The sequence below is a fragment of the Halomonas sp. Y3 genome, from assembly GCF_024137965.1.
In the GTDB taxonomy this organism is placed as follows: domain Bacteria; phylum Pseudomonadota; class Gammaproteobacteria; order Pseudomonadales; family Halomonadaceae; genus Halomonas; species Halomonas mongoliensis.
Map to the genome: position 1 here is coordinate 2,543,541 of NZ_CP099975.1, position 17,316 is coordinate 2,560,856.

Annotated in this window: 17 protein-coding genes, 2 tRNA genes and 1 pseudogene; 7 read left to right on the forward strand and 13 right to left on the reverse strand. The window is 69.4% G+C overall.

The window, feature by feature from the left end; genetic code table 11:
* Positions 1-6 precede the first annotated feature (6 nt).
* Together NHL60_RS12115 and NHL60_RS12120 are read left to right on the forward strand one after the other, a co-directional pair.
* Positions 7-801, forward strand: coding sequence for a MetQ/NlpA family ABC transporter substrate-binding protein (locus NHL60_RS12115; RefSeq protein WP_253443602.1), 795 nt, complete (start codon positions 7-9; stop codon positions 799-801).
* Between the two features lie 75 nt (positions 802-876).
* Positions 877-1,344: a GAF domain-containing protein gene (locus NHL60_RS12120; RefSeq protein WP_253443604.1), complete on the forward strand. Its 468-nt coding sequence runs from the start codon at positions 877-879 to the stop codon at positions 1,342-1,344.
* A gap of 65 nt (positions 1,345-1,409) precedes the next feature.
* Here NHL60_RS12120 and NHL60_RS12125 read toward each other — a convergent pair.
* The 4 genes from NHL60_RS12125 to NHL60_RS12140 form a co-directional block, all read right to left on the reverse strand.
* Positions 1,410-1,486 (reverse strand) — tRNA-Val (locus NHL60_RS12125).
* Between the two features lie 15 nt (positions 1,487-1,501).
* Positions 1,502-1,578 (reverse strand) — tRNA-Val (locus NHL60_RS12130).
* 81 nt (positions 1,579-1,659) lie between these two features.
* On the reverse strand, positions 1,660-3,168 hold the full coding sequence (gene glpK, locus NHL60_RS12135) for a glycerol kinase GlpK (protein WP_253443606.1): 1,509 nt from the start codon (positions 3,166-3,168) through the stop codon (positions 1,660-1,662).
* Positions 3,165-4,544 (reverse strand): lyase family protein, encoded by a 1,380-nt coding sequence (locus tag NHL60_RS12140; protein WP_253443608.1) that lies wholly within the window; start codon positions 4,542-4,544, stop codon positions 3,165-3,167. The genes glpK and NHL60_RS12140 overlap by 4 nt, the downstream gene beginning before the upstream one ends.
* 200 nt (positions 4,545-4,744) lie before the next feature.
* On the opposite strand from NHL60_RS12140, the gene NHL60_RS12145 reads away from it, so the two are divergent.
* Positions 4,745-5,131 (forward strand): phasin family protein, encoded by a 387-nt coding sequence (locus tag NHL60_RS12145; RefSeq protein WP_253443610.1) that lies wholly within the window; start codon positions 4,745-4,747, stop codon positions 5,129-5,131.
* 162 nt (positions 5,132-5,293) lie between these two features.
* Positions 5,294-5,848 (forward strand): carboxypeptidase-like regulatory domain-containing protein, encoded by a 555-nt coding sequence (locus NHL60_RS12150; protein ID WP_253443612.1) that lies wholly within the window; start codon positions 5,294-5,296, stop codon positions 5,846-5,848.
* A gap of 3 nt (positions 5,849-5,851) precedes the next feature.
* Here NHL60_RS12150 and hda read toward each other — a convergent pair whose 3' ends face one another.
* Positions 5,852-6,553, reverse strand: coding sequence for a DnaA regulatory inactivator Hda (gene hda, locus NHL60_RS12155; protein ID WP_253443614.1), 702 nt, complete (start codon positions 6,551-6,553; stop codon positions 5,852-5,854).
* The gene (locus NHL60_RS12160; protein ID WP_253443616.1) at positions 6,550-7,641 is read right to left on the reverse strand and encodes an AI-2E family transporter; all 1,092 of its coding nucleotides are present in this window, start codon (positions 7,639-7,641) and stop codon (positions 6,550-6,552) included. The genes hda and NHL60_RS12160 overlap by 4 nt, the downstream gene beginning before the upstream one ends.
* A 166-nt stretch (positions 7,642-7,807) precedes the next feature.
* Here NHL60_RS12160 and purM point away from each other — a divergent pair, with 166 nt between their 5' ends.
* Both purM and purN read left to right on the forward strand, forming a co-directional pair.
* Positions 7,808-8,875 (forward strand): phosphoribosylformylglycinamidine cyclo-ligase, encoded by a 1,068-nt coding sequence (purM, locus tag NHL60_RS12165; RefSeq protein WP_253443618.1) that lies wholly within the window; start codon positions 7,808-7,810, stop codon positions 8,873-8,875.
* On the forward strand, positions 8,872-9,594 hold the full coding sequence (gene purN / locus NHL60_RS12170; RefSeq protein WP_253443620.1) for a phosphoribosylglycinamide formyltransferase: 723 nt from the start codon (positions 8,872-8,874) through the stop codon (positions 9,592-9,594). The genes purM and purN overlap by 4 nt, the downstream gene beginning before the upstream one ends.
* A 229-nt stretch (positions 9,595-9,823) precedes the next feature.
* Here the strand turns inward: purN and dcd are convergent, their stop codons facing one another.
* The 6 genes and pseudogenes from dcd to NHL60_RS12200 form a co-directional block, all read right to left on the reverse strand.
* The gene (gene dcd, locus NHL60_RS12175; protein ID WP_253443622.1) at positions 9,824-10,390 is read right to left on the reverse strand and encodes a dCTP deaminase; all 567 of its coding nucleotides are present in this window, start codon (positions 10,388-10,390) and stop codon (positions 9,824-9,826) included.
* Positions 10,391-10,504: 114 nt separating this feature from the next.
* Positions 10,505-11,317 (reverse strand): annotated as a pseudogene (gene apbC, locus NHL60_RS12180) (iron-sulfur cluster carrier protein ApbC); the annotation flags it as partial.
* Between the two features lie 127 nt (positions 11,318-11,444).
* Positions 11,445-12,542, reverse strand: a complete 1,098-nt coding sequence (locus tag NHL60_RS12185) for a kinesin (RefSeq protein ID WP_253443624.1) — start codon at positions 12,540-12,542, stop codon at positions 11,445-11,447.
* A 117-nt stretch (positions 12,543-12,659) separates the two neighbouring features.
* Entirely contained in the window at positions 12,660-13,391 is a 732-nt protein-coding gene (locus NHL60_RS12190) for an RNA pseudouridine synthase (RefSeq protein WP_253443626.1), read from the reverse strand.
* A complete protein-coding gene (locus NHL60_RS12195; RefSeq protein ID WP_253443628.1) occupies positions 13,384-14,013 on the reverse strand; it encodes a hypothetical protein in 630 nt (209 codons plus the stop codon). Before NHL60_RS12195 ends, NHL60_RS12190 begins: the two co-directional genes overlap by 8 nt.
* 1 nt (position 14,014) lies before the next feature.
* The gene (locus tag NHL60_RS12200; RefSeq protein ID WP_253443630.1) at positions 14,015-14,689 is read right to left on the reverse strand and encodes a spermidine synthase; all 675 of its coding nucleotides are present in this window, start codon (positions 14,687-14,689) and stop codon (positions 14,015-14,017) included.
* A 165-nt stretch (positions 14,690-14,854) separates the two neighbouring features.
* On the opposite strand from NHL60_RS12200, the gene NHL60_RS12205 reads away from it, so the two are divergent.
* Positions 14,855-15,793 carry a YihY/virulence factor BrkB family protein gene (locus NHL60_RS12205; protein ID WP_253443632.1) on the forward strand — a complete coding sequence of 313 codons (939 nt, stop codon included), beginning with the start codon at positions 14,855-14,857 and terminating at the stop codon, positions 15,791-15,793.
* Between the two features lie 49 nt (positions 15,794-15,842).
* Here NHL60_RS12205 and NHL60_RS12210 read toward each other — a convergent pair whose 3' ends face one another.
* Entirely contained in the window at positions 15,843-17,267 is a 1,425-nt protein-coding gene (locus tag NHL60_RS12210) for a phospholipase D family protein (RefSeq protein WP_253443634.1), read from the reverse strand.
* Positions 17,268-17,316: the final 49 nt, after the last annotated feature.

Here is a 17,316-nt window from a genome sequence, read left to right on the forward strand (position 1 = left end):
CCCGACATGCGCAAGACACTGCTCAGCACCCTGCTCGCCTCCAGCCTGGCCCTCGGCGCCGGCAGCGCCCTGGCCGACGAGCACCGCATCAAGGTCGGCACCGTGGCCGGCCCCGAGACCGACGTGATGCAGGTCGCCGCCGAGATCGCCCTGCGCGAATACGGCCTGACCGTGGAGATCATCGAGTTCACCGACTATGTGACCCCCAACGCCGCCCTGGCCGACGGCAGCCTGGACGCCAACGCCTACCAGCACGAGCCCTACATGCTGGCCATGGTCAACGACCGCGGCTACGACTTCGCCGTGGCCGGACGCACCTTCGTCTATCCCATCGGCGCCTACTCCGAGAAGTACGCCAGCATCGACGAGCTGCCCGAGCGGGCCCAGATCGCCCTGCCCAATGACCCCTCCAACGAGGGTCGCTCGCTGATCCTGATGCACAACGAGGGGCTGATCCAGCTGGACGATCCGGAAAACCTCGAGGCCACCCCCCTCAACGTGGTGGAGAACCCCAAGCGCTTCCGCTTCCGGGAGATCGAGGCCGCCCAGCTGCCCCGCGTGCTGCCCGACGTGGACATGGCCTTCATCAACAACACCTTCGCCCAGCCCGCCGGCCTGAGCCTGGACGACGCCCTGATCAAGGAGGGTCCGGAGTCCCCCTACGTCAACCTGATCGTGGTGCGCGGCGGCGACGAGGAGCGCGAGGCGATCCAGCAGCTGGTGCGCAGCTACCAGACCGAGGAAGTGAAGGCCAAGGCGGCCGAGCTGTTTGGGCCGGCAGCGGTGCCCGGCTGGGAGTAAGAAAAACGGAGAAGGACAGAGGCCGGCCCCGGGCTCTTGGAAAAGGAGGGGCCGGCCTCTGCCATTTCAGGAGCCATGATGACCGTCGACTATCCCCTGCTCGCCCGCCAGCTCGCCGCACTCCTCGATACCCGCGACTGGCTGACCAACAGCGCCCAGACCGCCGCCTTCCTGATGCAGGAGCTCCCCGAGCTCAACTGGGCGGGCTTCTACCTGCAGCGCGAGCCGGAGACGCTCTGCCTCGGCCCCTTCCAGGGCAAGCCCGCCTGCCACCCCATCCCCTTCAGCAAGGGGGTCTGCGGCGCCGCGGCGCGCACCCGCACCACCCAGCGCATCGACGATGTCCACGCCGTGGCCGACCATATCGCCTGCGACGCCGCCTCCCGGGCCGAGCTGGTGGTGCCCATCCTGGCAGGCGATCGGCTGTGGGGCGTGCTGGACCTGGACAGCCCCAGGCGCGGCCGCTTCAGCGTCGACGACCAGGCCGGCATCGAGGCGCTGGTGGCAGTCTTTGTCGAGCGCACGGAGCTGGCGCTGGCCTGACGACAGGCAGGTGCAGCAGAAAGCAGAACGCCCCCGCAGCAGGGCTGCGGGGGCGTTCCGGAATCTGGTAGGACCAGGCGGATTCGAACCGCCGACCTCTACCATGTCAAGGTAGCGCTCTAACCAACTGAGCTATGGTCCTGTTGTCGATGCATGCTGGTAGGACCAGGCGGATTCGAACCGCCGACCTCTACCATGTCAAGGTAGCGCTCTAACCAACTGAGCTATGGTCCTGTTTCAGCAGCATATTGCCGGAGCTCTCTTGCCCCGGCAACGGATGCATATATTACCGATCCTCAGAGATTTTGCAAGCACTCAGCGCTCGCTTTTGACCCGCTCCACCGCCTCCTGCCAGCCGCGATAGAGCCGCTCCCGCTCCTCCTCCGGCATCCGGGGCGTGAAACGACGCTCGCACTGCCAGAGCTCGGCGATCTCGTCGAGGTCACGGTACCAGCCCAGGCGCAGCCCGGCCAGGTAGGCGGCCCCCAGCGCCGTGGTCTCAAGCACCGTGGGGCGGTCCACCGCCACGCCCAGCATGTCGGCCAGGAACTGCATCACCCAGCCATTGGCCACCATGCCGCCATCCACCCGCAGGGTGTCCGGCGCAGCGTCCATGTCGTCGCTCATGCAGGCCTGCAGGTCCCGAGTCTGGTAGCAGACCGCCTGGAGGCCGGCGGCGACGATCTCGGCGATGCCGGTATCCCGGGTCAGGCCGAAGATGGCACCGCGGGCCTTGGGGTCCCAGTGGGGCGCCCCGAGCCCCGTGAAGGCCGGCACCAGGTAGACGCTGTGGCCGGCCCGGGTCTGGCGCGCCAGGGCCTCGGTCTCGGCGGCGCTCTCGAAGAGCCGCAGGCCGTCGCGCAGCCACTGCACGGTGGCGCCGGCCACGAAGATGCTCCCCTCCATGGCATAGGTCGGCTTCCCCCCCAGGCGGTAAGCCACGGTGGTCAGCAGGCGGTTGCGCGACAGCGCCGGCGTATCGCCGGTATTGACGATCATGAAGCAGCCGGTGCCGTAGGTGCTCTTGCCCATGCCCGGCCGGAAGCAGGCCTGCCCCACCAGCGCCGCCTGCTGATCGCCAGCCACCCCGGCGATGGGCGGCTCTGCCCCCAGCCACTTTCGCTCGAGAGTGCCGAAGTCATCGCTGGAGTCCTTCACCTCCGGGAGCAGCGCCTCGGGAATCTCGAACAGCTCGAGCAGCGCCGGGTCCCAGCGCTGCTCGTGGATATTGAACAGGGCGGTGCGCGAGGCGTTGGTGGCATCGGTGGCGTGGACGCGACCGCCGGTCAGCCGCCAGATCAGGAAGCTGTCCACGGTGCCGAAGGCGAGTTCGCCGCGCTCGGCCCGCTCCCGGGCCCCCTCCACGTGATCGAGGAGCCAGGCGAGCTTGGTGGCCGAGAAGTAGGGGTCGATCAAGAGGCCGGTGCGCGCCTGGACCGTCTCGAGGTGGCCGGCATCCCGCAGCGCCTGGCAGGCGTCGGCGGTGCGCCGGTCCTGCCAGACGATGGCGCGATGGAGCACCTCTCCGCTCTGCCGATCCCAGAGCAGGGCGGTCTCGCGCTGGTTGGTGATGCCCACCCCGGCCAGCCGCTCGGGGCCGACGCCGGCCCGGTCGATGACCTCCCGGCAGGTGGCGAGCACGCTCTCCCAGATCTCCTCCGGGTCGTGCTCCACCCAGCCATCCCGGGGGAAGTGCTGGGTGAACTCCCGCTGGGCCATGGCCACCCGCCGCCCCTGGCGGTCGAAGAGGATGGCCCGGGAGCTGGTGGTGCCCTGGTCGATGGCCAGGATCAGGTCATCCCCACGGCTCGCGTCACGGCTCATTGGGGGATCCCCCCGCGGGTCAGCGCCGCCGGGTCGAGGAGACGCTCGAGCTCCTCGCGAGAGAGGTCGGTCTGCTCCTCGGCCACGTCGATGATGGGGCGCCCCGCCTGATAGGCCGCCTTGGCGATGGCCGCCGCGGCGTTGTAGCCGATCACCGAGTTGAGCGCCGTGACCAGGATGGGGTTACGCGCCAGAGGCCCGGCCAGGTTCTCCTCGCGCACCTTGAAGGTGGCGATGGCGCGATCGGCCAGCAGCCGCGCGGTGTTGCTCATCAGGGTGATGGCGGTCAGCAGGTTGTGGGCCACCAGCGGCAGCATGACGTTGAGCTGGAAGTTGCCGCTCTGGCCGGCCACCGTCACCGCCGCATCCAGGCCGATCACCTGGGCCGCCGCCTGGGCGGCGGACTCCGGGATCACCGGGTTGACCTTGCCCGGCATGATGGAGCTGCCCGGCTGCAGCGCCTCCAGCTCGATCTCGCCGAGACCCGCCAGGGGGCCAGAGTTCATCCAGCGCAGGTCGTTGGCGATCTTCATGATCACGCAGGCGAGCCCCCTGAGCTGGCCGGAGAGCTCCACCGCGGCATCCTGGGAGGCGAGGCTGGCGAAGAAGCTGTCGTTGGGCGAGAAGGTCAGGCCGGTCTGGGCCGAGAGGTGCGCCGCCACCCGCTCGGCGAACTCCGGATGGGCGTTGATGCCGGTGCCCACCGCCGTGCCCCCCTGGGCCAGTCGGCAGAGCCTGACCTGGGCCGCATCGAAGCGCTCGATGGCCTGGCCGACCTGGCTCGACCAGGCGCCCAGCTCCTGGCTCATGCGCAGCGGCATGGCATCCATCAGGTGGGTGCGCCCGGTCTTGACCACCCCGTCGAGCTCGGCGGCACGGGCATCGATGGTCTCGCGCAGGTGCACCAGCGCCGGTCGCAGCCGGCCGGTCAACTCCAGTGCCGCCGCAACGTGAATGGCGGTGGGGATCACGTCGTTGCTGGACTGCCCCATGTTGACGTGGTCGTTGGGGCCCACCTCGAGCCCCTCCCGGCTGGCCAGGGTGGCGATCACCTCGTTGACGTTCATGTTGCTGGAGGTGCCGGAGCCGGTCTGGAACACCTCCACGGGAAAGTGCTCGTCGTGCTCGCCGCGAATCACCGCCTCAGCGGCGGTGGAGATCGCCTCGGCGCGCGCCGGATCCAGCAGGCCAAGCTCCGCATTGACCTGGGCCGCCGCCAGCTTGATACGGGCGATGGCGTGAATGAAGGCGGCGGGCATCGGCTGCCCCGACACCTGGAAGTTGTTCACGGCGCGCTGGGTCTGGGCGCCATAGAGGGCATCGGCCGGCACCTCCAGCTCTCCCATGCTGTCGTGTTCCTTGCGCATCTTGCTCATGGCGGGCTCCTCGAAGGGGGATGGAACCAGGCTGGCTGGGGTTTGGGTTCACCATGGCGCCGCCGACGGCGTCCTGCAAGTCCGAGGAGGGAGAACGAAATCGCTCGACAATGTTGCAGTGCACAAACCGCTCTGCTATTGTGCAATGCAACAGGGCAGGTAACCTGCTCATTCACACCAGATGAACCAGGAGGTTCGCCATGATGAACGCCTTCAACTTCGACTCCAAGCAGTTCGACACCCAGCAGTTCGACGCCCTCTTCTTCGGCCCGGCTCGCGCCTACGCCTCCCTGGCCGTCGACTACACCGAGAAGCTGGCCCACGCCCAGCTGGACGCCACCAAAGCCTACACCGACACCGGCCTGGCCCAGCTGCGCACCCTGATGTCCGTCAAGGATGCCGAGGGCCTCAAGAGCTACATGGAAGGCCAGCAGAAGGTCGCCAAGGACCTGGCCGAGCGCCTGAAGGGCGATGCCGAGAAGGTCGTGGCCCTGCAGCAGGACTTCGTCCAGCAGAGCCAGAAGCTGACCGAAGAGAACGTCAAGCAGGCCCAGGCGACCGCCACCAAGGCGACTGCCCAGAAGTAAGCCGCCGGGCCGGCCATCGGCCGGCGCCTGCTGCGCCCAAGAAGACCGCCGCCCCTCGGGGCGGCGGTCTTCGTTTGTCCCTTCGCGGGTTCCATCGGCCTCGAGCTGCGCTATGCTGGGCGCTGGCACAGGGCGCCGATGAATGATTCAGGGAGTGACACCATGAAACGCTGGATACCCATGCTGCTGCCGGCCGTGCTGCTGGCGGGCTGCGAGATCATGCCCCCTGCACCGACCCCGACCGAGCGCATCGAAGTGGTCGACCGCGAGGTCGAGCCCCGGGAGGCTCCCGAGCGCGTCGAGGCCCCTCGCGAGGTGCCGCCGGGCCGCGTGGCGCGGGAGGTGGCCTTCCCCGCCGAGGAGTATGCCGCCCTCGAGAAGCAGGGCAGTGCGGTTATCAGCGGGCAGCTGACCATCGGCGGGCGCCCGGTGCCCAATGCCGGCGTCTCGGCCGCGCCGGTGACCACCTACTCCGCCGAGGCGGCCGAAATGGCACTGGCCGGCATCGCCGTGGAGCCCGCCGACCCCCGCGCCCGGGCCTACACCCACACGACGCGAACCGACGGCAGCGGCCGCTTCCGCCTCGCCGGGCTGCCCGCCGGGGATTTCTACCTCTCGGGCGCAGGCCCGGACCCCGCCAGCGGCGAGCCTCGGGTGGTGATTCGCCAGGTCCAGCTGCGCAATGGCCAGCACCTGGAGAGCAACCTCAGCCGCTGAGCCCTACCAGCCCAGCGCCTGCTTGACGAAGGGAATGGTCAGCTTGCGCTGGGCGGAGAGCGAGGCCCGATCCAGGGTGGCCAGGATCTCGAACAGCTCGCCCAGCCGCCGCGGCCCCCGGTGGAGGATATAGCGCGCCACCTCGTCGGGCAGCGCCATGCCGCGCACCCGGGCGCGCAGCTGCAGCGCCGCCAGGCGGCCAGCGTCATCCAGCCCCTGGACGTGGAAGGTAACGCCCCAGGTCAGCCGCGAGGCCAGGTCAGGCAGCCGGGTCGGCAGCTGCCGAGGAGGCGCATCGGCGGCGACCACCAGGCGCTTGCCGGCATCCCTCAGGCGATTGAAGGCGTGAAAGAGCGCCTCCTCCCAGCGCTTGCGCCCGAGCACCTGCTCCAGGTCGTCGATGGCCACCAGGTCGAGGCGCTCGATCTCCTCGAGCATCAGCGGCGGAAAGTGGCCGAGCTCCGCCAGGGGCAGGTAGAGGGCGCGCAGCTCGCGGTCAGAGGCGGCATGACAGGCGGCCTGCAGCAGGTGGCTGCGGCCCACGCCCTCCCCGCCCCAGAGGTAGAGGAAGGGTTCGCCGCCCTCGTCAAGCTGGTGAACCAGCCGATCCACCAGGCTGGCATTGGGGCCCGGGTAGTAGTTGACGAAGGTGGCATCGTCGCGAAGACCGACGCCCAGCGGCAGCTGGGCAGGCGCTCGGCTCATGGCGCCTCCTCGTCGTGGGGGCGGTCGAGGTCGCGACGTGCAAGGGTGGCGTCGTACAAGGTGCTGCTCTTGTAGCGGTCATTGAGTTCACGCAAGAGTACCATGATCACCGCCGCCGCCGGCAGCGCCAGCAGCACCCCGGTGAAGCCGAACAGATTGCCGCCGGCCAGCACGGCGAAGATCACCGCCACCGGGTGCAGGCCGATGCGATCCCCCAGCAGCTTGGGCTGCAGCACGGTGCTCTCGATGATCTGGCCGACGCTGAACACCGCGACCACGCCCAGCAGGGCCAGCCAGGTACCGAACTGAAAGAAGGCCACGATCAGCGCGATGCTGATGCCGACGATAAAGCCCAGGAAGGGCACAATGCTGGCCAGCCCCGAGATCAGGCCGATCAGCACCCCGAAGCGCACGCCCATCAGGGTCAGGCCCAGGCCATAGATCACCCCGAGGCTCAGCATCACCAGCAGCTGGCCGCGCAGGAAGGCGGAGAGCACCTCGTCACAGCGCCCCGCCAGGCGGACCACATCGGCCTCCCAGCCCCGCGGCAGCAGGTCGCGGAGGCTGCCCATCAGCCGCTTCCAGTCGAGCAGCAGGTAGAAGGTCACCACCGGGATCAGCGACACATAGGTCACCCAGGTGACGAAGGCCATGCCCGAGCGCCCCACCTGCCCCAGCACCTGGGCCAGGTAGCCGCCGGCATCCTGCCAGTGCTCGGCCAGGGTCTCCTGGACATTGTCCAGCTCTGCCGCCACGTCGAAACCGGTCCAGGCCTGGATCTGCGGCGCCAGCACCGTCTCCAGCCACTCGAAGATGCCGGGCGTCACTTCACCGAACTGGCGCAGCTGCTGCACCAGCAGTGGAATCAGCACCAGCAGCCCCACCGCCAGCAGCGCCAGCAGCACCAGGAATACCGCACTGACCGCCAGCGGCCGCGACAACCCCCAGCGCTCCAGGCGGTTGGCCAGGGGGTCGGCCAGATAGGCCAGGATCATGCCGGCGAAGAACGGCATCAGCATCGCCTCGAGGCGTAGCAGCAGCCACACCAGGGCGACCGCCGCCGCCAGCACCCACCACTCTCTGCGCATCCTACCCTCCCTGTGGCGCCGTCATCGGCACGCCTCACGGCTGCCTGAACGGCGTCTTGATGCTACAATCTTGCACCCGATCTTGATCCAGTGCCCGAACTTCCCAGGCGGCCTTGCCACTCCCGTGCGGCCGACCCGGGCCGACGACCTACCGACAGGACCCGAGATGACCGACTCCTCCTCTTCCCGCCCCTCGCTCAGCTACAAGGATGCCGGCGTCGACATCGATGCCGGCAACGCCCTGGTCGACCGCATCAAGGGCGTCGCCAAGCGTACCACTCGACCCGAGGTGATGGGCGGGCTGGGTGGCTTCGGCGCCCTGTGCCAGCTGCCGAGCGGCTACCGCGAGCCGGTACTGGTCTCCGGCACCGACGGCGTGGGCACCAAGCTGCGCCTGGCCATGGACCTTGGCCGCCACGACACCATCGGCATCGACCTGGTGGCCATGTGCGTCAATGACCTGATCGTGGCCGGCGCCGAACCGCTGCTCTTCCTCGACTACTATGCCACGGGCAAGCTGGATGTGGACATCGCCGCGGACGTGGTCTCCGGCATCGGCGAGGGCTGCGAGCAGGCCGGCTGTGCCCTGGTGGGCGGCGAGACCGCCGAGATGCCCGGCATGTACGAGGGCAGCGACTATGACCTGGCCGGCTTCTGCGTCGGCGTCGTCGAGAAGTCCGAGATCCTCGACGGCAGCAAGGTGGCCGAGGGCGACGTGCTGCTGGGCATCGCCTCCTCGGGCCCCCACTCCAACGGCTACTCGCTGATTCGCAAGATCCTCGAGGTGTCCGGTGCCAGCCTCGACGCCGACATCGGCGGCATGGCACTGGGCGACGCCCTGATGGCGCCCACCCGCATCTACGTCAAGCCGCTGCTGTCGCTGATCCGCGAGAGCGGCGTGCCGGTGCATGCCCTCTCCCATATCACCGGCGGCGGCCTTACCGAGAACCTGCCCCGGGTGCTGCCCGACAGCCTCGCGGCCAAGGTCGATGTGACCAGCTGGGCCCGTCCGGCGGTCTTCGACTGGCTCCAGGAGCAGGGCAACGTGGCCGAGGAGGAGATGTACCGGGTGCTCAACTGCGGCATCGGCATGGTGGTGGTGGTACCGGCCGAGAAGGCCGACCAGGCCCGGGCCCACCTGCAGGCCCTGGGCGAGACGGTCTACCGGCTGGGCGAGATCGTCGCCCGCAGCGGCGAAGAGGCCCAGGTGCGTCTGGAGAACCTCGAGGCATGAGCGACGCCAGCGACACCCTGAACGACTTCACCTCGGAGCCGGTAGGCGCGCGCCGGGTGGTGGTGCTGATCTCCGGTAGCGGCAGCAACCTGCAGGCGCTGATCGACGAGCAGACCCACGACCGCCTGGGCGGCGAAATCGTGGCGGTGATCTCCAACGAGCCGGACGCCTATGGCCTGGTACGCGCCCGGGAGGCCGGCATCGACGCCGTGGTGCTGCCCCACCGGGAGTACGAGAACCGCGACGCCTACGACGGCGCCCTGATCAAGGTGATCGAGCGCCACGAGCCCGATCTGATCGTGCTGGCCGGCTTCATGCGCATCCTCACCCCGCGCTTCGTGCAGCGCTTCCTGGGGCGGATGCTCAATATCCACCCCTCCCTGCTGCCCGCCTACCAGGGGCTCGACACCCACGCCCGGGCCCTGGCCGACGGCGTCGCCGAGCACGGCTGCAGCGTGCACTTCGTGACCGAGGAGCTGGACGGCGGCCCGGTGGTGATCCAGGCCGCGGTGGACGTGGCCGAGGGCGAGACCGAGGCGAGCCTCAAGGAGAAGGTGCACGCCCGGGAGCACCTGATCTATCCCATCGCGGTGAAGTGGTTCCTGGAGGGGCGCCTGCAGTTCGCGCCCGGCGGCGCCACCCTGGATGGCACCCCGCTGCCGGCACAGGGCGTGCGGCTCTCCCACGCCGACGCGGCCGAGGAGCTGGACGAGGAGTAGCGGCCAACAAAGCAAGTCAAGGTTGGATGAGCACCGGCTCATCCAACCTCGTTTCCTATCAATCCCTCGCTCGGAAAGCTGGCGATTTAAGTCGCGAGCGATGACAGGCTGGTCGTCGCCGGAGCGCAGGAACCGGAGTGTAGCCTGCTACATGAGGATTCCGATCGGACCGGCGCACCGGCACCGCCGGCGATCAGGATGTCGAGCGCAGCAATAAATCGACGCTTTCTCAGGTGCGGGGGAGAGTGACGCCCCGCTGCCCCATATACTTGCCGCCGCGGTCCTTGTAGGAGGTCTCGCACACCTCGTCGGACTCCAGGAACAGCATCTGGGCCACGCCCTCGTTGGCGTAGATCTTGGCCGGCAGGTTGGTGGTATTGGAGAACTCCAGGGTCACATGCCCTTCCCACTCCGGCTCCAGCGGCGTCACGTTGACGATGATGCCGCAGCGGGCATAGGTGGACTTGCCCAGGCAGATGGTCAGCACGCTGCGCGGGATGCGGAAGTACTCCACGGTGCGGGCCAGGGCGAAGGAGTTGGGCGGGATCACGCAGACATCGCCCTGCACATCCACAAAGCTCTTCTCGTCGAAGGCCTTGGGGTCCACCACCGCGGAGTGGATATTGGTGAAGACCTTGAACTCGTCGGCGCAGCGCACGTCGTAGCCGTAGCTGGAGGTTCCGTAGGAGATCACCCGACGGTCATTCACGTAGCGAACCTGATCGGCCTCGAAGGGCTCGATCATCCCCTCCTGTGCGGCCATGCGGCGAATCCACTTGTCGGACTTGATGCTCATCGAAACCTTTCCTGCTGGGGTGGGAACGGAGGCGTCGGGCCGGCAGCCAGCGCCCGGGGCCGCCATGATAGCGGCCCCGGCCCCGGGCGTCACGCCGGCCCGGCCATTCGGGGCTCAGTCGCTGAAGGAGATGCTCGGGCCGGCATCCTCCTGACCGGCCACCTGCTCCGCCACCTGGCGGGCCATGTCGCGGAAGGTGGCCGTCACCTCCCCATCCGGCTCGGCGACCACCGTGGGGCGCCCACCGTCGACCTGCTCGCGGATGGAGAGCGCCAGGGGGAGGCGACCCAGCACCCGGGTCTCGTACTCGGAGGCGATGCGCTCCCCACCCCCTGCGCCGAAGATCGGCTCGGCGTGGCCGCAGCTGGAGCAGACGTGAAGGCTCATGTTCTCCACCACGCCCAGCACCGGCACCTTCACCTTGCGGAACATCTCGATGCCCTTGCGCGCGTCGAGCAGGGCGATGTCCTGGGGCGTGGTGACGATGACGGCGCCATCCACCGGGACCTTCTGGGCCAGGGTCAGCTGGATGTCGCCGGTACCCGGCGGCATGTCGATGAACAGGAAGTCCAGCTCATCCCACAGGGTCTGGGTCAGCAGCTGCTGGAAGGCACCGGCCACCATGGGCCCGCGCCACACCATGGGCTCCCGGGTATCGACCATGAAGGCCATGGACATGGCCTGCAGGCCGTGGGCCTCGAGCGGGTGCATGCGGTTCTCGCCGGCCGCCACGGGGCGCACCCCCTCCCCTACGCCCAGCATCTGGGCCTGGCTGGGGCCGTGGATGTCCGCATCCAGGATGCCGACCCGGTACCCCTCGGCCGCCATGGCCAGCGCCAGATTGACGGTGACGGTGGACTTGCCCACGCCCCCCTTGCCGGACGCCACGGCAACGATGTGCTTGACCCCTTCGATCACGGGCTGCTCCTTGCTGGTTCTTTGTGCATGTCAGGACGGTCAGGGGCCGCCCCGCACTGGGTGCAGTATACGACGAACGGCGGACCCGAGGGTCCGCCGTTCACTGCCGGCTTATGGCAGGAAAACGAAGCGCCGTTCACGCCGCCTCGGCGTCCTCGCTCTCGTCACTCTCTTCGCTCTCCTCGGGCTGCGGTTCTTCGGCGCCCGACTCGACCTCCTCGGCAGGCTCGGCGTCGGGAGCCCCCAGACGGGTCTCCAGGTCGGCGAGCTCGCTGCGCCAGCTGGCCAGCTGAGCCTCGAGGCGCTCGAGCTGCTCCTCGCGCCGCTCCGCCTCGGCATCGATGGCGGCCACCTCGTCGCGACCCACCTCGATCGCCACCAGCAGATCGTCCCGCTCGGCGCGAGCCTCCTCGAGCGCTTCACGAGCGGCATCGCGCTCATCGCGGACCGCGCCGACCTCCTCGGCCACCTCGTCGCGCCAGATCTCCAGCGCCTCGATCTCCTCTTCGAGGGCCTCGAGATGGGCCTGGCGCTCCTCGAGCTCAGCCTCGACCCCTGAGAGCCGGCCCTCGGTCTCCTCGATCCGCTCGCCCAGGGAGGCCAGCTCACCCTCGGCCTCGTCACGAGCCGCTTCGGCCTCTTCGCGGGCCTCGAAGGCCGCCTGACGCTCCTCCTCGGCCTCCTGACGGGCACCCTCTGCCTCCTGGCGCGCCTGCTCGGCGTCCTGACGGGCAGCCTCGGCGGCGTCGCGGGCCTCCTCGACGGCGGCCTGCTCCTCGCGCAGGGAGGCGAGGGCCTCCTGCAGTTCGGCCTGCTCGGCCTCCAGGGCCTCGAGCTCCGCCTCAAGCGCATCACGCTGTTCGGTCAGGGCCTCGAGGCGCGCCTCGGCGTCGGCGATCTCCGCATTGAGACGCTCGAGTTCGGCACGGGCCTCGGCCTGCTCCTCGGCCATGGCGGCCTCGGCGGCATCGCGCTCGTCCTGCAGCTCAGCCAGGCGCGCCTGCAGCGCCTCGATCTCCTCGCCGGCGGCGTCACGCTCCTCGAGCTGGCTGGTCAGCGCCTGGTTACGCGACTCCATGGCGGAGAGCTCGGCCTCGAGGGCCTCGCGAGCGTCGCGGTGGGAGCCCGAGTTGGACTGGGCGATGAGGGCCCAGATGACGGCGACGGCCGCTACACCCGCCAGTCCCTTGACGCGGTTATCCTTGAACGGTGATGGCTGGGAGGTTTCCGACATAGGTAGTTCCTCGCTGCGTTCCAGTAATCATCGCCGCCCGGCACGGCCGAGCGACATGCACACACCGTCCCAGCATACCTAGGGCCGCCAGCCGGGGAAAGGGAGGCGACGGGGGGCTCAGAACCTCTCGGTGGGTTTGAGGTAGCGCCACTCTCCAGGCGGCACCGCCCCAAGCGATACCCCGCCGAGGCGCAGCCGGCGGGTCGCCACTACCGTCAGCCCGACCGCCCGACACAGGGGCTCCAGCAGGCCCGACGCCCTGCCCTTGATGGCAAAGCGCAGGCGGGTTTCGCTCTGCCAGCTGACCCTGGCGGGCCCCGGGAGCTGGCCGGGCAGCGCAGTGCCGCTGCGCAGCGCCTCGAGTCCCGCCTCATCGAGACTGCCGATCACCTCCACCTGCCACTCCTCCTCCAGCCGTGAGCCCCGCTCGCCCAGCCGCCGGGCCACGCCGCGATCCTGGGTGAAGACCAGCAGCCCCTCCTCGCCGGGGGCCAGCGGCAGCAGGGGCACCAGGCCGCGAAAGTGCGCCTTGAGCGGGGCCTGGCCGACGGGGTCCTCGCCCCAGTGCGTCGCCTTGCGAATCAGCCGCCGGGCCAGCTCCTCCTCCTCGGCGGCCTGGAGCTGCGCCGGGCAGTTGAGCAGCAGGGTCGTCGGCGGGATCTCCCGGGGCATCGCACCGGGAAGCAGCTCGATGCGCTGTTCGCTCACCTTGAACTGGGGCTCCTCAACCACCCGGCCGTCGACGCTGACCCAACCGCCGGCAATATAGAGCTCCGCCTCCCGACGCGAGCAGGGCAGCTGGCGCGCCAGCCGCTTGGAGAGCCGCTCTCCCGGCGCCTTGTCACTCATGATCTTTCTCTCCGTGATGATAGAGGCTCGCAGAAGGCGCCTCGAAACGCCAGCGCGACAGCCAGGGGATGCCCCGCACCTCCACGCCCAGGCTACGCAGCCAGCGGGCGGTGACCAGGTTGGACTGGTGGGTCCACCAATAGGCGCGAGGATAGGGAACGAAGAGGAGGTCAAACTCCTCACTGTAGGCAGGCGATGCTAGCGGCGCCTCGAAATGGGCATCCAGACGCCGCTTGAGGGCAATCACCCGGGCCTCTTCGGCCACCAGGGGGTAGACGGCGACCAGCCCCTCCGGGGCCAGGCCCGACAGCGCCTCCGGGCCGGTTATCGCCTCGTGCACGCCGCGCCCCAGGCCGCTCCGGGTGGGCCAGAGCAGGGCCGCGGCACCGGAAAGCAGGTGACGCTCGGCCTCCACGTACCAGCGCCACTCGCCGTAGCTGTAGCGCACCATGCCGCCCTCCCGGCGCGGCAGCACCAGGCTCGCGTGGCGTCCGTGGTCGAGCAGGTAGACCGTCACGGGCGAGACGGGTGCCTCCGGTGGCGTCAGCCGTCCCGCGCAGCCGGCCAGAAGGAGCAGCACCAGGAGCAGCGGGGCCCGGCGCAGGGCGTAAGAGCCACGCATCTCAGCTGGCCAGCCAGATGCAGTGCTTGGCCCCCTTGCCGGGGCGATGGGCGCGCACCGTGACCGTCTCGACCAGAAAGCCGATCCGGCGCAGGCGCTCGGTAAAGGCGGGATCCTGGCCCGCCGACCATACCGCCAGCACCCCGTCGGGGCGCAGGGCCGCCTGGGCGGCGGCCAGCCCCTTGGGAGAGTAGAGCCAGTCGTTCTCGCGCCGGGTCAGCCCCTCGGGACCGTTGTCCACGTCGAGCATGATGGCATCGAAACCGCCGGGCTCGCGGCGCAGCAGCTCGCCCACGTCGCCCAGGCTGACCCGGGTGCGCGGGTCGTCGAGCGGATGGCCCGAGGCGGCGCCCAGGGGCCCGCGGTTCCACTCCACCACCCCCGGGACCAGCTCGGCCACCACCACCTCGGCGTCCTCGCCCAGGACGGCCAGGGCCGCGGCCAGGGTAAAGCCCATGCCCAGGCCGCCCACCAGCACCCGGGCGCCGGGGCGGTCGGCGATACGCTCACAGGCCAGCTCGGCCAGGGCATCCTCAGAGCCGTGCAGGCGGGTGTTCATGAGCTCGCCGGGGGCCCCGGCGATGCGGATGGAGAATTCGTCATTGCGCTGCAGCAGCCGAAGCTCGCTGCCCTTGCCGGGAATGCTGGCGGTACCGATCAGTTCGAACTTGGCCATGGTGTCTCGCTGCCGTGGGAATGGGGTGAAGCCGAGGCGTGACATTATGCTGACTGTCGTCCCGCCGTACCATTATTTGGCCGTTGCCCCCCGGCAGGCAGCGGCATTGGCAACGAGTGCTGGGCGGGGCGTATGATGCAGGTACGCCCATGGATGGCCTCCGCCATGACTGCATCGCCGCCCAGGCGCCCCTCGCGCCCCCTGCCCCTCCTCACGCTGCTGCCGCGGGTGGCTCGCTTCCTGTGGCGGGTGCTCACCGCCTTCCTGCGCAACCGCGGCATCCTGCTGGCCGGCGGCGTCGGCTACAATATCCTGCTCTCCATCGTGCCGCTCTTCGCCCTGCTGGTGGTGCTGCTGGCCCGGGTGGTGGACGAGGCGCACCTGCTCGACGTCCTCAGCATCCAGGTACAGCACCTGGCTCCGGCCCACGCCGAGGTGCTGCTGGAGGCGGTGCGCGCCCTGCTCGACACCCGCGAGGTGATCGGCATCCTCGGCTTCCCGATCCTGCTGCTCTTCAGCTCCTTCGCCTTCCGCATGCTGGAGGACGCCCTGGCGATCATCTTCCACGCCCCGGACACCCATCACCAGGGACGCAGCGCCTGGGTCTCGGTGCTGCTGCCCTACGCCTTCATGGTGGTGCTGGGCGCCGGGCTGATGGCACTCACCCTGCTGGTCAGCCTGCTCAGCTCCCTCAATACGCTCTGGCTGGCGCTCTTCGATCGGGAGCTGCCGCTGTCGGGCGCCTCGGAGCCGGTGCTCAACCTGGCCAGCTTTATCGGGGTCTTCCTGCTGTTCAGCGCCATCTACAAGGTGCTGCCGGTGGTGCGGGTGGCGCTGCGCCGGGCGGTGATCGGTGGGCTGGTGGCCGCCCTGCTGTGGGAGGGAGTGCGGCTGCTGCTGGTCTACTACTTCGCCAATATCTCCTTCGTCAACGCCGTCTACGGCTCCCTGGCGACCCTGATCGTGGTCCTGCTGAGCCTGGAGGTGGGCGCCATCATCCTGCTGCTGGGGGCCCAGGTGATCGCCGAGCTGGAGCACAACGCCCGCCAGGGGCTGCCCTGGCATATCGACCCGCGACGCCAGGCGATCACCCACATCGATTGAGCGCCGTCGCCCTCCGCGAAAGGGCTCGCCCCTCCCGGGCGGCTGGCCCTCAGAAGGTGGAGAGCCCGGTGGCCTCCATGATGCGGTAGCGCAGGCCCTGCCAGACGCTGGCGTCATCAAAGGCCGCAAAGGGCTCACTGGTGGTGCGCTCGGGAGAGCTCGCCCAGCGCCGCTCGAAGAAGGCAGTGGCCTGCTCGAGGGCCGGGGTGTCGGGAGGGCCCAGGAGCCGGACGCTGCTTTCCAGGTTGAGGTCATCCAGGTTGCGCCGGGTAAAGTTGGCCGAGCCGAGGATCAGCTCAGTCTCGCCGCCGTCTGCCGGACGGCGCAGCAGCAGCTTGCTGTGGCACTGCTCCCCCCGGGTGGCGCACCAGCGCACCGCGATGCCAGCGGCGACGAGTTCGCGTCCCACCGGCCGGTTGGGAATGCCGCCCTTCTCCAGGCCGAAGGCATCCCGGTTGGGGTCGAGCAGGGCGCGAACCCGTACGCCGCGCCGGCTGGCCGCCTGAAGCGCCTCGATCACGCCACGATGGGCGAGGTAGAAGACCACCAGGTCCAGGCGATCCCCCTCCTGGCAGGCCTCGATCGCCGCCAGCAGCACCTTGCGAATCGCCGCCTCGGTCAAGAGCTGCAGGCGCAGGTTGCCTGCTACCGGGGCCGGGTCGGGCGGCATCGGCCCGGGCAAGTTGATGCCCGACCAGCTCGCCACCGCCCGCTCCGAGGCCAGCAGGTCGAGGGCCGCCTCTCCGCCGAAGCGCAGCGCCACGTTGCCGTGCAGGCTGCTGGCGTCATGGGGGTTCGCCGAGGTCACCAGGCCGGCCCACCCCTCGCCCTCGTCCACCACCAGGGTCTTGCGATGGTTGGCATTGAAGTTGAGCATCGCCAGATAGCTGCGCAGCGTCACCCGGCCCGGTCCCAGGGCGTTGGGTAGCCAGCCCCGCTCGGGGCGATTGCCCAACCAGCGCGGGCCCAGGTGCCAGAGCCCCGACCAGAGCGGGTTGGAGGCGCGCAGGCGGTTGAGGTCGGTCAGCACCACGACGATCCCCGCCCGTCGCAGGGCCTCCAGATGGTCGAGCTCGAGCCCGCCGTAGAGGGTATTGAGGGGGTCGGTGATCACCACCGCCTCCAGTTCGGGGTAGCGGCGCTTCTGTGCCACCAGGGCGGCACTCAGCTCCGCCGATAGCGGACGCAGGCCGTCACCCCCGACGCCGGCGGTGAAGTCGTTGAAGAGAAACACGTCGAGTACCACCAGGCGCCGGGCCTGGTCGATCATCGCCAGCATCTCGTCGAAGATGGCCTGATCGAGATGGCGCCTCCCCCGTGCATCGAACCAGGTTTCGTCGCTCAGGAAGCGAACCTCGTCGACGGCTCTCACCGGCCAGGCCGCGCCCACGCGCCTCGGCAGCGGCTTGCAGCGCTGCCAGGCCCCCATGGCAACCCAGCCCGTCAGCAGCAGTGCCATCAGCCAAGGCCACATGCGTCGCCCCTCCCCCTGTCCCTTGCCGGCACTCCGCTGCCCTCATGGT